General features: G+C 69.5%; 15 protein-coding genes. 2 read left to right on the top strand and 13 right to left on the bottom strand.

Annotated features, from left to right (window positions below; translation table 11 throughout):
* Positions 1-7: 7 nt before the first annotated feature.
* The 3 genes from ctaC to AS25_RS03945 form a co-directional block, all read right to left on the bottom strand.
* The gene (ctaC, locus tag AS25_RS03955; protein ID WP_035961961.1) at positions 8-871 is read right to left on the bottom strand and encodes an aa3-type cytochrome oxidase subunit II; all 864 of its coding nucleotides are present in this window, start codon (positions 869-871) and stop codon (positions 8-10) included.
* Between the two features lie 277 nt (positions 872-1,148).
* On the bottom strand, positions 1,149-1,517 hold the full coding sequence (locus AS25_RS03950; protein WP_035961960.1) for a HesB/IscA family protein: 369 nt from the start codon (positions 1,515-1,517) through the stop codon (positions 1,149-1,151).
* Between the two features lie 85 nt (positions 1,518-1,602).
* Complete coding sequence (locus AS25_RS03945; RefSeq protein ID WP_035961959.1) at positions 1,603-3,015, bottom strand: dipeptidase; 1,413 nt, start codon at positions 3,013-3,015, stop codon at positions 1,603-1,605.
* A gap of 105 nt (positions 3,016-3,120) precedes the next feature.
* Between AS25_RS03945 and AS25_RS03940 the strand changes: the two genes are divergently transcribed.
* Positions 3,121-3,753 (top strand): DUF3043 domain-containing protein, encoded by a 633-nt coding sequence (locus AS25_RS03940; protein WP_035961958.1) that lies wholly within the window; start codon positions 3,121-3,123, stop codon positions 3,751-3,753.
* Between the two features lie 74 nt (positions 3,754-3,827).
* Here the strand turns inward: AS25_RS03940 and AS25_RS03935 are convergent, their stop codons facing one another.
* The 8 genes from AS25_RS03935 to AS25_RS03900 all read right to left on the bottom strand — a co-directional run bounded on the left by AS25_RS03935 (position 3,828) and on the right by AS25_RS03900 (position 13,157).
* Positions 3,828-4,922: a quinone-dependent dihydroorotate dehydrogenase gene (locus tag AS25_RS03935; protein ID WP_035961957.1), complete on the bottom strand. Its 1,095-nt coding sequence runs from the start codon at positions 4,920-4,922 to the stop codon at positions 3,828-3,830.
* 185 nt (positions 4,923-5,107) lie between these two features.
* Positions 5,108-5,899: an isoprenyl transferase gene (locus tag AS25_RS03930; RefSeq protein WP_035961955.1), complete on the bottom strand. Its 792-nt coding sequence runs from the start codon at positions 5,897-5,899 to the stop codon at positions 5,108-5,110.
* A gap of 81 nt (positions 5,900-5,980) precedes the next feature.
* Positions 5,981-6,739, bottom strand: coding sequence for a DNA repair protein RecO (recO, locus tag AS25_RS03925; protein WP_035961954.1), 759 nt, complete (start codon positions 6,737-6,739; stop codon positions 5,981-5,983).
* A 95-nt stretch (positions 6,740-6,834) separates the two neighbouring features.
* Positions 6,835-8,589 (bottom strand): 2-isopropylmalate synthase, encoded by a 1,755-nt coding sequence (leuA, locus tag AS25_RS03920; protein WP_035961952.1) that lies wholly within the window; start codon positions 8,587-8,589, stop codon positions 6,835-6,837.
* Between the two features lie 171 nt (positions 8,590-8,760).
* Complete coding sequence (locus AS25_RS03915) at positions 8,761-10,371, bottom strand: LCP family protein (protein WP_035961949.1); 1,611 nt, start codon at positions 10,369-10,371, stop codon at positions 8,761-8,763.
* A gap of 95 nt (positions 10,372-10,466) precedes the next feature.
* Positions 10,467-11,516, bottom strand: coding sequence for a GTPase Era (locus AS25_RS03910; protein ID WP_035961947.1), 1,050 nt, complete (start codon positions 11,514-11,516; stop codon positions 10,467-10,469).
* A gap of 52 nt (positions 11,517-11,568) precedes the next feature.
* Positions 11,569-12,024 carry an rRNA maturation RNase YbeY gene (gene ybeY, locus AS25_RS03905; protein ID WP_253270479.1) on the bottom strand — a complete coding sequence of 152 codons (456 nt, stop codon included), beginning with the start codon at positions 12,022-12,024 and terminating at the stop codon, positions 11,569-11,571.
* Positions 12,025-12,071: 47 nt separating this feature from the next.
* Positions 12,072-13,157 carry a PhoH family protein gene (locus tag AS25_RS03900; RefSeq protein WP_052160676.1) on the bottom strand — a complete coding sequence of 362 codons (1,086 nt, stop codon included), beginning with the start codon at positions 13,155-13,157 and terminating at the stop codon, positions 12,072-12,074.
* Between the two features lie 144 nt (positions 13,158-13,301).
* Here AS25_RS03900 and AS25_RS03895 point away from each other — a divergent pair, with 144 nt between their 5' ends.
* On the top strand, positions 13,302-14,258 hold the full coding sequence (locus tag AS25_RS03895; protein ID WP_084117983.1) for a GerMN domain-containing protein: 957 nt from the start codon (positions 13,302-13,304) through the stop codon (positions 14,256-14,258).
* A 61-nt stretch (positions 14,259-14,319) separates the two neighbouring features.
* Here the strand turns inward: AS25_RS03895 and AS25_RS03890 are convergent, their stop codons facing one another.
* Complete coding sequence (locus tag AS25_RS03890) at positions 14,320-15,081, bottom strand: 16S rRNA (uracil(1498)-N(3))-methyltransferase (protein WP_035961943.1); 762 nt, start codon at positions 15,079-15,081, stop codon at positions 14,320-14,322.
* Positions 15,078-16,220, bottom strand: a complete 1,143-nt coding sequence (gene dnaJ, locus AS25_RS03885; RefSeq protein ID WP_035961939.1) for a molecular chaperone DnaJ — start codon at positions 16,218-16,220, stop codon at positions 15,078-15,080. Before dnaJ ends, AS25_RS03890 begins: the two co-directional genes overlap by 4 nt.
* Between the last annotated feature and the right edge of the window lie 17 nt (positions 16,221-16,237).

Raw genomic sequence — 16,237 nt, 5'->3', positions numbered from 1 at the left:
CTATCCCCTAGTTGTTGGACGTTTCGTTGAGGTTCGGGTTGCGGTTGTACTCGTCCCCGATGATGCCCGTGTTGCCTTCGTCGCGCAGGCGCTGCATCTGGGCGTCGTACTCCTGCTGGTTCACGACGGCCACGTTGAAGAGCATCTCGGAGTGGTACTCACCGCACAGCTCGGCACACTTGCCGGCGAAGGTACCCTCGCGGCCGGTCGTGAAGCTCATGTAGTTGGTGCGATCCGGGATCATGTCGATCTTTTCGAGGAAGGCGGGCACCCAGAACGAGTGGATGACGTCGCGGGACGTGATCTCCAGCTCGACCTTGCTGTCGGCCGGCAGGTACAGGGTGGGCAGGGTTTCCTCGACGCCGGGCTCGCCCGTGAGGTGCGCCTGGATCCCCTGGTAGTGGACGTTGTCGTCCAGGTAGTTGAAATCCCACGCCCACTGCTTGCCGTACACCTGGATCTTGACATCCGGGTTCTCGAAGCGGTCCTTGATGGCCGTTTGCGCGCGGTACGAGAAGAAGAAGAGGGTGACGATCAGGGCGATTGGGACGATCGTGTAGAAGATCTCCAGCGGGGCGTTGTACGCGAGCTGGCGGGGGTAGCCGGTCTCGTTCTTACGACGCCGGTAGGCGACCATGCACCAGAGCATCAGACCCCACACCACGAGACCCACGCCGAGCGCCGCGATCCACGACCCGATCCACAAGTCGATGACCTGATCGGCGTTGTCGGTGGTGCCCCGTTCGGTAGGCAAGAAGCCCAGCTTCGATTGCTCCGAGCAAGCGGTGAGCGAGATCGTCGCCAGGACTGCCACTGCCGAGGCCTTGAGCGCTCGGCCGCGGCGGCTGCCGGTTCGAGTTTGCGAACTCACAGACGGCCCTTCCTCTTTGTGTGTGTGGGTTCCGCATCGGTCCTGCGCGTGGGCACAATGGACGCGTTGCCCGTGAATGGTTCTTCCTAGGAAGCTTACCCCTCCGCCCCCGGATCCGCTGACACTGTGTCAGCACGCCGTGTCGCGAGCGGGGCCGTCCGCAGACCCCGCCGATCCCCTCCCCTGCGTGCACCGATGAGCCCCTCGAGCGGGCACGAAAAAGGGGTGCGCACGGACCCTCTGAGGATCCGAACGCACCCCTGTTCGGTGCGGTCGATCAGTGGAAGGAGTCACCGCACGCGCATGAGCCCTGCGCGTTGGGGTTGTCGATCGAGAAGCCCTGCTTAGAGATGGAGTCCTCGAAGTCCACGGTGGACCCGCTCAGGTACGGGACGCTCATCTTGTCCACGATGACCTCCACGCCGTCGAAGCCGCGGACGTGGTCGCCGTCGAGGACGCGCTCGTCGAAATACAGCTGGTAGATCAGACCGGAGCAGCCGCCCGGCTGCACGGCGACGCGCAGCCGCAGGTCGGTGCGCCCCTCCTGCTCGAGCAGGTCGCGGACCTTCTGGGCCGCGGTGTCCGTGAGCAGGACCTCGTGGGTGGGCATGTCCTGGGTGGTCTCGTTGTCGGTGGTGACGCTCATGGTGCTCACTTTCTGTGCGACGCGGGGTTGCGACCCCGGGTTCGGTGGATCCCTTCTGCCTGGTGGAACGCGCCGGCGCGGGGAATCATTCCGCGCTGCGCTCTCTCTGTTGGGCCAGCGCCGCGAGCACGAGGGCCTCGGCGGTGACGGCGTGCAGGAAGTCCCCGATGTGCAGGGATTCGTTGGCGCTGTGGGCCCGGGTGTCCGGGTCCTCGATACCGGTGATCAGGATCTGTGCCTCAGGGTACGCCCGGATGAGGGTCGCGGTGAAGGGGATGGATCCGCCCATCCCCGCCGTGACGGCCGGACGTCCCCACGCCTGCTCGAAGGCCCACAGCGCGATCTGCGAGCTCACGGCGCCGGTGTCCGCACGGAAGGCGGGGCCCGTCTCCTCGAGCGCGAAGCTCACGTGCGCGCCGAACGGGGCGTTGTCCTCCACGTGCTTGCGCAGCGCCTCCCCCGCTTCGCGCGCGTCCTGGCCCGGTGCGATCCGCAGGCTCAGCTTGGCGCGCGCGGTGGCCACGATGGTGTTGGAGGCGGTCGCGACGTCGGTGACGTCGATCCCCGTGACGGACAGCGCCGGCTTGGTCCACAGCCGCGACGAGATCGAGCCGCGCCCGGCCAGTCGCACACCGTCCAGCACGCCGGCGTCCGCGCGGAAGCGGTCCTCGTCGTAGTCCACGTCCGTGTCGTCCTCGCTCAGCAGCCCGGCGACGGCCACGGCGCCGTCGTCGTCGTGCAGGGTCGCGATCAAGCGCGACAGCAGCGTGGGAGCGTCCAGGACGGGCCCACCGAACATGCCGGAGTGCACCGAGTGGTCCAGTACGCTGACCTCCACGATCCCGCCGACGACGCCGCGCAGGCTCGTCGTGAGCGCCGGGACGCCCACTTCCCAGTTCGCGGAGTCCGCGATCACGATGACGTCCGCGGCGAGCTTGTCCCGGTGCGCGGCCAGGAAGTCCTCGAAGCCGGGCGAACCGGCCTCCTCCTCGCCCTCGATGAACACGGTCACACCCAGGCCCGACTGTTCGCCGACGTGCTCGAAGAACGCACGCAGCGCGCCCACGTGCGCCATGACGCCGGCCTTGTCGTCGGCCGCGCCGCGACCCCAGAGCCGACCGTCCTTCTCGACGGCCTCGAACGGCTCGGTGTTCCACAGTTCGCGCTTGCCCGGGGGCTGGACGTCGTGGTGGGCGTACAGCAGGATCGTGGGGTACCCGGGTGCCGCGGCCTTGCGGGCGACGACGGCGGGGTGCCCCGGCGCGTCCCCGAGGGGCTCGCGCAGGATCTCCACGCTGTCGAAGGGCAGGCCCCGGAGCAGACCGGCGACGGCCTCGGCGCTGCGCTCGAGGTCGGCCGCGTCGAACGAGTCCCACGCGATGCCGGGGATCGCCACGAGGGAGCCGAGTTCTTCCAGCAGGGTGTCCCGGGAGCGGTCCACGCTCGCCCGGAGGGCGTCGACGGTGTCGGAGCTGGGACGTGTGAAGTCAGTAGCCATGGGCCCAGCCTAACGGCGGGAGCTCGGCGCGCACCGTGGCGCGCCCGTTCGGATCCCTCCTGTCGCGCGCGCGATGACGCGGCAGCACTCCGCTAGGCTTGTCGGGTGTTTGGACGCAAGAAGTCAGCTGAATCCTCGGGATCCACCGCCGTGGGCGCGCGCACCACGGCCGATCCCGCCGTCCCCACCGACCGCGGTGGGCAGCCCCGTGACGGGAGGACGCCCGACGGCAAGAAGGGCCGCCCCACCCCCACCCGCAAGGAGCAGGAGGCCGCGCGTCTTCGGCCCCTGATCCCGGAGGACCGCAAGGCCGCCAAGGCCGAGTCCAAGATCGCGGAACGGGAACGGCGCGCCCAGGCACAGGCCGGCATGGCCGCCGGTGACGAGCGCTACCTCGGACCGCGGGACGCCGGGCCCCAGCGCCGCTTCGCCCGGGACTGGGTGGACTCCCGGTTCAACATCGGCGAGTACGTGCTGATCTTCCTGCTGCTGATCCTGGTCCTGATGTTCCTGCCGGTGCAGTCCGTGGCCATCACGCTGATCTGGATCGTGTACGGCTACATCATCCTGTGCGTGATCGACGCGATCATCATGTCCAACCGACTGCACGCGGCACTGCGCCGCAAGTTCGGCACCGTCCAGCGCGGCACCCGCTGGTACGCCGCGATGCGTACCTTCACGATGCGCCGCATGCGCCTGCCCAAGCCGCAGGTGCGCCGGGGCGAGCGTCCCGAGTAACACACCCGCAGAACCCGCGAGGGGCCGGCCCACCATGGTGGGCCGGCCCCTCGTTCCGTCGGTTCCGTTGCCGCTCAGTGCGAGGTGCGCCGCGCGGCCCGGCGCAGGCCGCGGTTGATCCGCGCCGCCCAGAACGGCCCCTCGTAGAGGAACGCGGTGTAGCCCTGCACCAGGGACGCACCGGCGTCCAGTCGCTCGATCACGTCCCGGGCGCTCGTGACGCCTCCCACGGAGATGAGCACGAGGTCCTCCCCCACGTGACCTCGCAGCAGCTTGAGCACCTCGAGGGAACGACGCCGCAGGGGCGCGCCCGAGAGCCCGCCGGCTCCGCACGCGATCACGTCCTGTTCGTCGCTGCGCAGGCCGAGTCCGTCGCGGGCGATCGTGGTGTTCGTGGCGACGATGCCGTCCAGCCCCAGGTCCCGGGCCAGGTCCGCGACCGCGAGGACGTCCTGGTCCGCGAGGTCCGGGGCGATCTTGACGAGCAGCGGCACGTGCCACGACGTGACCCGGTCCGCTTCCTCCCGCACGGCTCGCAACAGCGGTCGCAGCGCGTCGAGCTCCTGGAGTTGGCGCAGCCCGGGGGTGTTCGGGGAGGAGACATTGACCACGAGGTAGTCCGCGTACGGGGCTAGTACGCGGGTGCTGCGCACGTAGTCGTCCGTGGCGTCCTCGAGACCCACGGCCTTGGTCTTGCCGATGTTGACGCCCACCACGGGGCGCGCACGATGCGTCCGGGCGGCGTCCTGGGCGAGGCTCTGGAGTGCCGAGGCCACTCGCGGGGCCACGGCCTCCGCGCCGTCGTTGTTGAAGCCCATGCGATTGATCACGGCGCGATCCTCGACCAGGCGGAACAGCCGCGGACGGGGATTACCCGGCTGACCCTGGCCCGTGACCGTGCCGATCTCCACGTGGCCGAAGCCGAGGTCCGTCAACGCGTGGGTCCCGGTGGCGCCCTTGTCGAAACCCGCGGCCAGCCCGAACGGGGACGGGAAGGTGAGCCCCATGACGTGGACCTCGCTGCCCGGATCCGGGCGGGTGAGGCGGTGCAGCACCCGCCCCAGGCCCACGGGGCGGGCCAGCTTGATCCCCGCGAACCCCACGGTGTGGGCGAGTTCCGGGTCCATCCAGGAGAAGGCGAGTTTGAAGAAAGCGGGGTACACGCGCATGGGGTCAGTTTTTCACACGGGATGCCCGCTCCCGGACCACCTCGGGAGCATCACCGACGGACTCGCCGGATGATCGCTAGCCCGACGAGACGGCGAGCTTTGAAGGCTTTAGGTTTCAACTTCAACTCGTAATAAATAATTCAACAATCAGGTGAAACTCTAGAGAAGGCCGCCCTATTCGGTGGCTACTCCCCCGTGGTCGGGGCCGCCTGATCCACCGCTCCCCCGTATCGTCGGTTGCGGTGGGCGTAGTCCTCCACCGCACGCCACAACACACGGCGGTCCATGTCCGGCCACAGGACGTCCAGGAACATCATTTCGGCGTACGCCGACTGCCACAGCATGAAGTTGGACAGTCGCTGCTCCCCCGAGGACCGCAGGAACAGGTCCACGTCCGGCAATTGGGGCTCATCCAGGTACCGCTGGACCGTGTCCTCGGTGATCGACCCGGGCTTGAGCCGCCCCTCCTGGACGTCCCGCGCCATCGCGGCCGCGGCGTCGGCGATCTCCGCGCGGCCCCCGTAGTTCACGCACATGGTCAGCATGATGACGTCGTTGTCCTGGGTCTCGCGCTCCGCGGTCTCCAGGCGGTTGATCACGGACTTCCACAGGCGGGGACGCCGCCCTGCCCACCGCACCTTGATCCCCCATTCCTTGAACGTGGGCAGCTGGCGGGACATCACGTCCCCCGTGAAGTTCATGAGGAACGCGACCTCGGCCGGGGAGCGCTTCCAGTTCTCCGTGGAGAACGCGTACGCGGACACGTACGGGATCCCCAGGTCGATCGCACCCGCGACGACCTCCATGAGGGCTCGCTCACCCTCCCGGTGTCCCTCGGTGCGCGGCAGCCCGCGGTCGTTGGCCCAGCGGCCGTTGCCGTCCATCACGAGGGCCAGATGTCGGGGAATGGCATCGCGATCCAGGGCGGGCACCGTGGCACCGCTCGGATGGGGCGGGGGCGGGGCGAAGCGGCTCATGCGGGGATCCTCTCGAGAAAAGCGGCGGGGTGGTCCTCCCCCACCCTAGAACTTCCCACCGAGTAGCGGGTGCTCCCCGCCTCAGCCGTCCCCGCGATCCACGAGGGCCAGGGAACGCACCGTGCGCTCCATGTGCCACTGGATGTACGCCGCCACGAACCCGGCCGCGGCGCGCGCGGTCTTGGTGTCGGCGGCGTCGATCGTGGACCACTCCCCGCGCAGCAGCCCGTCCAGCAGGACGAACGTGGTCGCACTGGGCGCCGCGGATCCCGGCGGCCGGCACTGAGGACACACCGCACCGCCGAGGGCCGCGGAGAACGATCGGTGGGGCCCGGGGGCCCCGCACCGTGCGCAGTCCACGAAGCTGGGCGTCCAACCGGCCAGGGCCACGGCGCGCAGCAGATAGGAGTCCAGGATGCGCCCCGGCTCGTGCAGACCGCGCGCGAGGGCGGACAGCGCTCCCACGAGCAACTGGTAGTGCTGAGCTGCGGTGTCGTAGTCGTCCGCGGTGAGTTTCTCCGCGGTCTCGACCATGGCCGCCGCGGCGGTGTACTTCTCGTAGTCGGCCACGATGCTCTGCCCGTAGGCCCGTTTGCCGATGGCCTGGGACACGATGTCCAGGTTCCGTCCGTGCACGAGCTGCACCTGGGCCACGTGGAAGGGTTCCAGGCGCGCACCGAACCGCGACTTGGTGCGCCGCACCCCCTTGGCCACCGCCCGGACCTGGCCGTTCTCGGCCGTCAGCAGGATCACGATCCGGTCCGCTTCACCGAGGTCGTAGGTGCGCAGCACCACGGCGTCGTCGCGATAGCTGCGCGATGCGAAGGTTGAACGGGCCACCGGGTCATTGTGTCACCTACCCCGGACACGACGACGCCGCTGCGGGGCACCCGGGGGCCCCGCAGCGGCGTCGTCGGAGTAGGGAAGGAACGCGCTCAGTCCTGCTGGGCCAACTGCGCGTCACGCACGGCGCGGTTGACCGCGGAGATCACGGCCTTCAGGGACGCGCGCGTGGTGTTGTTGTCCATCCCCGCACCCCACAGTACGCGGTCCCCCACGGCGAGCTCCACGTAGCTCGCGGCCTGCGCGTTCGCGGACGCGGACAGCGTGTGCTCCGTGTAGTCCAGCAGCCGCACGTCCACGCCCTCCGCGTTGAAGAGCTGGATCAACGCGTCGATGGGCCCGGTACCGTGCGCGGTGCGCTCGTGGTGCTCGCCACCCACGTCCAGACCGATCTCCAGGGCCGTGTTGCCCTCGTCCTCCGCGTGGGTGGAGATGGACGTGATGCGGTAGTGACCCCACGGCTCGCCGCCGCCGTCCTTGGCGGGCAGGTACTCGTCGGTGAAGATCTTCCACAATTGCTGCGCGGTGACCTCCGAGCCCGAGGTCTCGGTGTACTTCTGCACGACCCCGGAGAACTCGATCTGGGCCCGGCGGGGCAGGTCGATGCCGTACTCGCTCTTGAGCAGGTAGGCCACGCCCCCCTTGCCGGACTGGGAGTTCACGCGGATCACGGCCTCGTAGCTGCGGCCCACGTCCTTGGGGTCGATCGGCAGGTACGGGACGGCCCATTCCATGTCGTCGATGTCCACGCCCCGCTCCTGCGAGTCACGCTGCATGGCCTCGAAGCCCTTCTTGATCGCGTCCTGGTGGGAACCGGAGAACGCGGTGAAGACCAGGTCGCCGCCGTAAGGGCTGCGCTCGGGCACGGGCAATTGGTTGCAGTACTCCACCGTGCGGCGGATCTCCTCGATGTCCGAGAAGTCGATCTGCGGGTCCACGCCCTGGGTCAACAGGTTCAGCCCCAGGGTCACCAGGTCCACGTTGCCGGTGCGCTCACCGTTGCCGAACAGGCACCCCTCGATCCGGTCCGCCCCGGCCAGGTAGCCCAGCTCGGCGGCGGCCACGCCGGTCCCGCGGTCGTTGTGGGGGTGCAGCGACAGGATGATGTCGTCGCGGTGGTACAGGTGCCGACCCATCCACTCGATCGAGTCCGCGTAGATGTTGGGGGTGGCCATCTCCACGGTCGCGGGCAGGTTGATGATCATCTTGCGCCCGTCACCCACCTCGAAGGTCTCGGCGACCTCGTTGCAGATCCGCGCGGCGAACTCCAGCTCGGTGCCCGTGTAGGACTCCGGGGAGTACTCGTACGTGACGTCGGTGTGCTTGAGCTGTTCCTCGTACTTGCGGCACAACCGGGCACCGGTCAGCGCGATGTCCACGATGCCGTCCATGTCGCGGTCGAAGACCACGCGTCGCTGCAGGGTGGACGTGGAGTTGTACAGGTGCACGATCGCGTGCGGTGCGCCGTCGATCGCCTCGTACGTGCGCTCGATCAGGTGCTCGCGGGACTGCGTGAGCACCTGGATGGAGACGTCCTCGGGGATCAGGTCGTCCTCGACCAGGGTGCGCACGAAGTCGAAATCGGTCTGCGAGGCGGACGGGAAGCCCACCTCGATCTCCTTGTAACCCATCTTCACGAGCAACTGGAACATCTTTAGTTTGCGCTCGGAGTCCATGGGGTCGATCAACGCCTGGTTGCCGTCCCGCAGGTCCACGGCGCACCAGCGCGGGGCCGTGGTGGCCACCTTGTCCGGCCACGTGCGGTCGGACATGTCGAACGGGAAGTTCTGGTGGTACGGGGTGTACTTATGGACGGGCATTCCGGAGGGACGCTGCAAATTCTTCATGGGAAGGGGGCCTTTCGATCAGAAGCTTGTGGGCCGGCACCACGGAACTCCGCAGCGGGTGGTCGGCCGTGAGGATCGGTTCAGGCCCCGCTGCGGCACGTAAGCAGGAGTAGCGTCATCCCTTGCCGCATGTGATCCAACGTACCACTAGGCCGCCGGCACACCGGATCGTTACCCCGCCGCGGTCTCCTGGCACGTGAACTGCTCCGCGGTCTGGCCCTGCAGGTCGTCGGGCAGGGCGGCGTTGCGGTACATCGTGTCGCCGCTGCGGAAGTCCTGGCCCACCGCGACCTCGATCCCGGGCACGTCGTAGCTCGCCACGAGTTGGCTCGGTGAGACGTTCAGGACGGCGGCGACGTCGTCCGCGGCCGGCGCCCAATTGGGGTTGTAGAAGATCTGCGTGGCCGCGAGCTGGGTGCCGGAGGACGCGGTGCGCGCCTGGTCGTAGCCGGCGCGCTCGAGCACGCTCACGAGCTGGTGGTCCCGGCCGCCGGCGTCCGTGCGGTTGCTCACCGTGATCGGTACGAGCGACGGGTCCACGGCGGGTCCGGTCGCGGTGGGCGACGCCGCCGGCTCGGTGGGGTGCGCGGCACTCGGCGCGGGGGTGGTGGTCTCCCCCGTCGCGTGGGAGGGCCCGGGGGACGCCGACGGCGCGTCACGGGCCTCCGTGACGGAGACGTCCCGACGCAGGGTCTCGAAGAGCCGCTCGGCGGGCTTCTCGTTCAGCTGCAACCGGTTGGGGTCCTGCGGGTAGGGCTCGGACGGCGCGGTCACGAACGCGATCCGGCCGGGATCGATGCCGTTGAGCGCACCCGCCATGCCCACGAGGGTGGGGATGGAGGTCAGACCCTGGTCCACGTGCAGGTTCTGGGTCATGACCTCGGCGATGTGGTAGAGCTGCGGGAGGTTGGTGAGCGTCCCGTCCGCCTGGATCTTGCGGGTGAGGGACGCCAGGAACGACTGCTGCGAGCGGATGCGGGCCTCGTCCCCACCGTTTCCGAATGCCGCGCGGGAACGCAGGAACGCGAGCGCCTGTTCGCCCTCCACGGAGGAGATCCCGGCGGGCAGGCGCAGCCCGGACTTGGGGTCGTCCACGGGTTCGTTGACGCACACCTGCACGCCGCCCACGGCGCTGGAGAGTTCCTTGACGGCGTTGAAGTCGGCGAGCATGAAGTGGTCGATGTTCACGCCGGTGAGTTGGTTGATCGCGGCCACGGTGCACCCGGGGCCGCCGTGTTCCACGGCGCTGTTGAGCATCCCGGTCGTGGCCGGGTACACGGTGCCGGTCTTGGGGTCCGTGCACTGCGGGATCCTGACCATGAGGTCCCGGGGGAAGGAGACCACGGTGACGGCGTCGCGGTCCTCGGTCACGTGCACGAGCATCATGACGTCGGTGCGGCCCTCGGCGTCGTCCTCGCTGCCGTATTCACTGTTGCCTTGGCCGTGGCGGGTGTCCGAGCCCATGACGAGGATGTCCAGGGGGCCGTCGTCCACGTTCTCGGCGCCGTCGGAGAGGTTCAGGGGGCTGGAGGTGAGGTTGCCGGTCAGGCGTAGCGAGGCGATCCCGCCGATGCCGAGCACGGCCAGCAGCCCGAACACGGCCAGGATCACGGCGATCCTGCGTACCGATGAGCGGTGGACATGGGCCCGGTGGTGGCGCCCGGTCTGGCGCAGGTCGTACGCCTCGCCGTCGCGATCCGTGCGGCGGGCGGGATGCGTGCTCCACGGCGCGCTCGTGCGCGAACTCCGGCGGCTCCGGCGTGGTGCTGAGCTGGGATCCACCGGTGACGTCTCCTGGGGTCTCGGATCGGGGGGCGTGCGGCCCTGACTGGTGGGTCAAGCTACGGCACCGAGCTTGGCGTGTGGTGTGTGTCCGGTCAGAACCCGAGCTTGGACAGCTGCCTGGGGTCCCGTTGCCATTCCTTGGCGACCTTGACGTGCAGGTCCAGGTAGATCCGGGTACCCAGTAAGGACTCGATCTGGGCTCGCGCGCGCGTGCCGATCTCGCGCAGCCGCGCACCGCGCTTGCCGATCACGATGGCTTTCTGGGAGTCCCGTTCCACGTACACGCTCGCGTGGACGTCCAGCATGGGGTTGTCCGGCGAGCGGCCCTCGCGTTCGGAGACTTCGTCCACGACCACGGCGAGCGAGTGGGGCAGTTCGTCCCGCACGCCCTCGAGGGCGGCCTCGCGGATGAGTTCGCCCATCATGGTGACCTCCGGTTCGTCCGTGAGGTCCCCTTCCGGGTACAGGGGCGGGGAGACGGGCATCAGGGACACGAGCAGCTCGGCGATCTCGTCCATCTGGAAGCCGTCCGCCGCGCTCACGGGGATCACGTGGGCCCATCCGGCGGGCGTGTCCTCGGTGCGCTGCGCGGCCGGGCGACCGCCGGTGCCCTTGGTGGGCGACGCCGCGTCGCGACGTCGTCGTCGTGCCTCACGCTGGGCGCGCTCCTCGGTGACGACCTCGCGCCCGAGCTCACTCACGGCCACGAGCTGTTCGGCGAGGCGCTGTTGGGGGACGAGGTCAGCCTTGGTCACGATCGCGACCACCGGGGTGCGCCCGACGGCGGCGGCGACCTGTTGGGCGATGTACCGGTCCCCCGGGCCCACCTTCTGGTCCGCGGGCACGCAGAACCCGATCACGTCCACCTCGCCCAGGGTCTGGGCCACGACGTCGTTGAGGCGCTGGCCGAGCAGCGTGCGGGGGCGGTGCAGGCCGGGGGTGTCCACGAGGATCAACTGACCGTCGGTGCGGTGGACGATCCCGCGGATGGTGTGCCGCGTGGTCTGCGGACGGTTGGACGTGATCGCGACCTTGCGCCCCACGAGCGCGTTGGTCAGCGTGGACTTGCCCACGTTGGGCCGGCCCACGAACACGGCGAAACCGGCGCGGAAGTCAGCGGGCTGTTCAGTGGGCTGGGTCATCGCGGGTCCTCGGTCGTTCAGTCGGTGCGGGGGTCGGAGGCTGTGCGGCGCCTCACGTCATGGTCTCCACGGGCGCGTCCCGGCCCAGGAACTCCTCGAGCAGCGAGCGCTGGGCGGTGAACATGCGGGCGCGTTCGTCCTCGTGGGCGTGGTCGTGGCCCAGCAGGTGCAGCAGGGAGTGGGTGGTGAGCAGGCACAGTTCGTCCTGGGTGCTGTGGCCGGCGGCCGCGGCCTGGCGTTCGGCCACGGGTGGGCACAGCACGACGTCCCCGAGCACGCCCAGGCTAGGGTCGTCGGTGGTGCCCTCGCGCAGTTCGTCCATGGGGAAGGACATGACGTCGGTGGCACCGGGCAGGTCCAGCCACTGTTCATGCAGTTCGGCCATGCGGGTCTCGTCCACCACGGCGATGCTGACCTCGGTGTCGGGGTGCAGGTGCCAGCGGGTGAAGGCGAGGTCCACGAGGGCCTCGAGCTGGGCGGCGTCCACGGCGCGGTAGGCGGTGGGCAGCGCGGCCTGTTCGGCGGGGGTGTCCCAGGGCAGGTCGAAGGCCACGCTCACGGGGTGTCTCCCCCGGTGCGCTCGGACGACGCCGCTCGGCGTTCGTCCTTGCGACGGGCCCGTTCCACGCGGTGGCGGTTGGTGGTGTCGAACTGGTCGTAGGCGGCCACGATCTCGCCCACGAGTTCGTGGCGCACCACGTCCGCGGAGGTCAGTTCGCAGAACGCGATGTCGTCGATCTTCCCGAGCACGTGCTGGACCTGGCGCAGTCCGGACTTGGTGGTCCCGGGCAGGTCCACCTGGGTCACGTCACCGGTGACCACGATCCGTGAGCCGAAGCCCAGGCGGGTGAGGAACATCTTCATCTGTTCCGGGGTGGTGTTCTGGGCCTCGTCGAGGATCACGAAGGCGTCGTTGAGGGTGCGCCCGCGCATGTAGGCCAGCGGTGCGACCTCGATGGTGCCGGCCTCCATGAGCCGCGGGATGGACTCGGGGTCCATCATGTCGTGCAGGGCGTCGTAGAGGGGGCGCAGGTAGGGGTCGATCTTGTCGTTGAGGGAACCCGGGAGGAAGCCCAGTCGCTCGCCGGCCTCCACCGCGGGGCGGGTGAGGATGATCCGGTTGACCTCCTTGGCCTGCAGTGCGTGCACCGCCTTGGCCATGGCCAGGTACGTCTTGCCGGTACCGGCGGGGCCGATCCCGAAGACCACGGTGTGCTCGTCGATCGCGTCCACGTAGGTCTTCTGGTTCACGGTCTTGGGCCGGATGGTCTTGCCCCGGGTGGAGAGGATGCTCGTGGACAGCGCGCTCGACGGGCGCAGGTCCTGGGCGTCGCGCATCATCCGGGCCACGCGCAGCACCGTGCGTTCGGTGATCTCGGTGCCGCGCAGCGCCATCGCGAGCAGTTCCTCGAGCAGGGAGGCGGCCAGGCGGGTGTCGATCACGGGTCCCTCGAGGGCCACGTCCAGGTCCCGCACGGTCATCCGCACGGCCGGGAACTGCTGCTCGAGCAGACGCAGGGTGGCGTCCCCGTGACCCAGGGTCCGGACGGTGGTGTCCCGATCCGGTACGTGCACGGTGACGCGGGTTCGTTCGGTGGGCGGAGTGCTCAGTGCCTCGGTCCCTTCGGTTGGTTCGCTCATCGGGTCCAGCCTACCGGTGCGCACGGACCCGGACCCGCCGGGACCGACGGGCACGCACCCCGCAGGTTGCAATCCGATAACGGTCCGCCCGGATCCACGTGCGACGTTAGCGCCCGTGGCTTCCGGTGGGTAAGTTGTGTAGCCGTGAAAAATCCCGCAGGAACGACCGAGCCGCAGCGTCGTCGCGCCACCGCGCCCGGCGGACTCCGGCGCGCCGCGACGGGGGCGCTCGCCGTCTCGCTCGCCGCGGTCGTGGCCTCGTGCGGGACCGCCGCCGACCGACCGGACCACAACTCCGAAGCCGCCCCCGGGATCGCCTCCGCGCCCATGAACACGGACACCGCGATGGACGGCGTGGCCACCGAGCAGGCCCCCGTGTACTGGGTGGGCACCGGGGACCAGTCGCGCTACCTGTTCCGCGAGTTCCGCACCCCGACCTCCCAGGACACGACCGACCCCGTGGCCCAAGCGGCACTCATGGTCACCTCGGCCTCCCCCGCGGACCCGGACTACCGGTCCCTGTGGTCCGCCGTGGACACCGTGGGCACCTCCGTGTCCCCGGACGGAACCATCACCGTGGACCTGCCCGCCGCCGCGTTCGCCTCCCAACTCTCCTCGCAGGACGCGCGGGTCGCACTGCAGCAAATGGTGTACACGGTCTCCGCGGCGGCTGTGACCGCCGGGCTGTTGGACTCGTCCACGGCCAAGGAGGTGCGGGTCCTCGTGAACGGGCAGAGCGGGTACAAGGCCTTCGGAGCCGTGGAACTCAATGCCCCGCTCACGCGTGACCCCGCACTGGCCGCGCCCGTGTGGCTCGTCGACCCCCAGACCGGGGCGGAACCCAAGAGCCCCGTGACGGTCTTCGCCCGCGTGCTGCCCTCGGTGCGTGACGCCCTCTGGGAGGTGCTCGAGGACGACCGCGTCGTGCACAGTGGGAACATCGCACCCGCTTCCCCCGGCTCGGATCCGACCACGGGCACGGAACTACGCACGAGTGTCACGCTCGACCCCGGGACGTACACCGTGCGCGTGAGCGGCACGGACGATTCCGGCACCACCGTGTCCGACGATCACACGATCACGGTGCGCGCCGGGGACTGAGCCCTCGATATCGGGGCTGGGACCGATCCCAAAGACTCAGTCCCAAATCCTCGGCCCCGGGTCAGTCCCAGAGCCCGAGCACCGCGTGCAGCGCGGCCAGTGCCGCGGGTCCCGCGGTGGACGATCGCATGACCGTGGTCCCCAGGCACAACGGCTGCGCACCGGCGGCGCACAACGCTTCGAGCTCACCGTCACCGATCCCGCCCTCGGGGCCCACGATCACCGCGATCCGGGACCGATCACCCCACCGGGTCACGTCCGGGGTGGACCAGCGGGTGCTCGCCGATTCATGCAGCACGAGCCACAGCGTCTCGGGTTCCGCGCCGATCAGCCGGGCCAGGCCCGCGGTGTCCACCCAGTCACCGCGTTCGGGCCAGCGGGCGCGCCGCGACTGCTTGGCCGCCGCGGCCAGGGTGGAGTCCCACTTGGCCATGAGTTTGGCCGCGCGATCCGCGTGGACGCGCACGATGCTGCGCTCCGCCTGCCACGGGATCACCCGGGCGACCCCGAGTTCCGTGGCGGCCTCCGCGGCCTGCAGGTCCCGGTCCCCCTTGGCGAGTGCCTGCACCAGCGTGAACTCCGGCTGCGGCGCGGCGTCGTGGTGGATCTCGTGGACGGTCACGCTCATCCGGTCCTTGGCTCCGGAGTCGAACGTGCACACCGCACGGGTGCCGTGCCCGTCCACGAGGTCCAGGGCCTCACCCATACGCAGGCGCCGCACGGTCACCGCGTGCTTGGCCTCGGGACCCGCGACGTCCAGGACCTCCCCCGGGTGCGCCCGGGAGAGGTCCTCGGCGGGGACGTGGAAGACGGGATTGGTCACAGGTCGTTGAACCGGTCCCGCAACCGGGAGAAGAACCCGCCGGAGTGGTTGGTGTTCACGGTGGTCCCGTCCGCTGCTTCCTCACCGCGCAGCTCGGCGAGGCGCTCGAGCAGTTCGCGCTGCTCGGAGGAGAGGTCCTTGGGGGTCTCCACCTCGAAGTGCACCTTGAGGTCCCCGCGGCCCTTGCCCCGCAGGTGGGTGACGCCCAGGTCGTCGAGCGTGACGGTCGCACCGGACTGGGTGCCGGGATCGACGTCCACCGTGCGAGCGCCGTCGAACGTCTCGAGGCTCACGGTGGTGCCGAGCGCGGCGGCGGTCATGGGGATGCGCAGGCGGGCGTGGAGGTCGTCGCCCTCGCGGTGGAAGGTGGGATCGGGGTCCACTTTCAGTTCCACGAAGAGGTCGCCGTTGGGTCCGCCGGCGGTGCCGGCCTCGCCCTGTCCGCCCAGGCGGATGCGGTTGCCGGACTGGATGCCGGCGGGGATCTTCACGGTCAGGGGGCGGCGGTCGCGCACGCGGCCCTCGCCGTAGCACTCGTGGCACGGGCTCTCGATCACGGTGCCGAAGCCGTTGCACTGGGAGCACGGGGCCTGAGTGGTGACCATCCCCAGGATGGACTGGCGCTGGTACTGCATGTGGCCGGAGCCGCGGCACATATTGCATGTCACGGGGCTCGTGCCGGGCTGGCAGCACGTGCCCTGGCACGTGGGGCACACGACGGCGGTGTCCACCGTGATGTCCTTCTCCATGCCGAACACGGCGTCCTTGAGGGAGATCCGCACGTTGATCAGGGCGTCCTGGCCCTGGCGGGTGCGGGACTGGGGGCCGCGCTGGCCGCCGGCTCCCGCGCCCTGGAAGAACGTCTCGAAGATGTCGGAGAAGCCGAAGCCCGTGCCGGGGAAGCCCCCGCCGAAGCCGGTGTCCGTGCCGTTCTCGTTGCCCGTGGCGTCGTACACGCGGCGCTTGTCCGGGTCGGAGAGGACGTCGTTGGCGTGGGAGACGCGCTTGAACTCCTCGGCGGCCTCGGGTGAGGGGTTCACGTCCGGGTGGAGTTTGCGGGCCTTCTTGCGGTAGGCGCGCTTGATCTCTTCGGCGCTGGCGTCCCGGCTCACGCCGAGGGTTTCGTAGTGATCGCTCACGATGTCGTCGTTTCTTC

Source organism: Kocuria marina, from assembly GCF_000786655.1.
Taxonomy (GTDB): Bacteria; Actinomycetota; Actinomycetes; order Actinomycetales; family Micrococcaceae; genus Kocuria; species Kocuria marina_A.
Note: the sequence above shows the minus strand (reverse complement) of the source record. Positions and strands in the feature narration are given on the sequence as shown.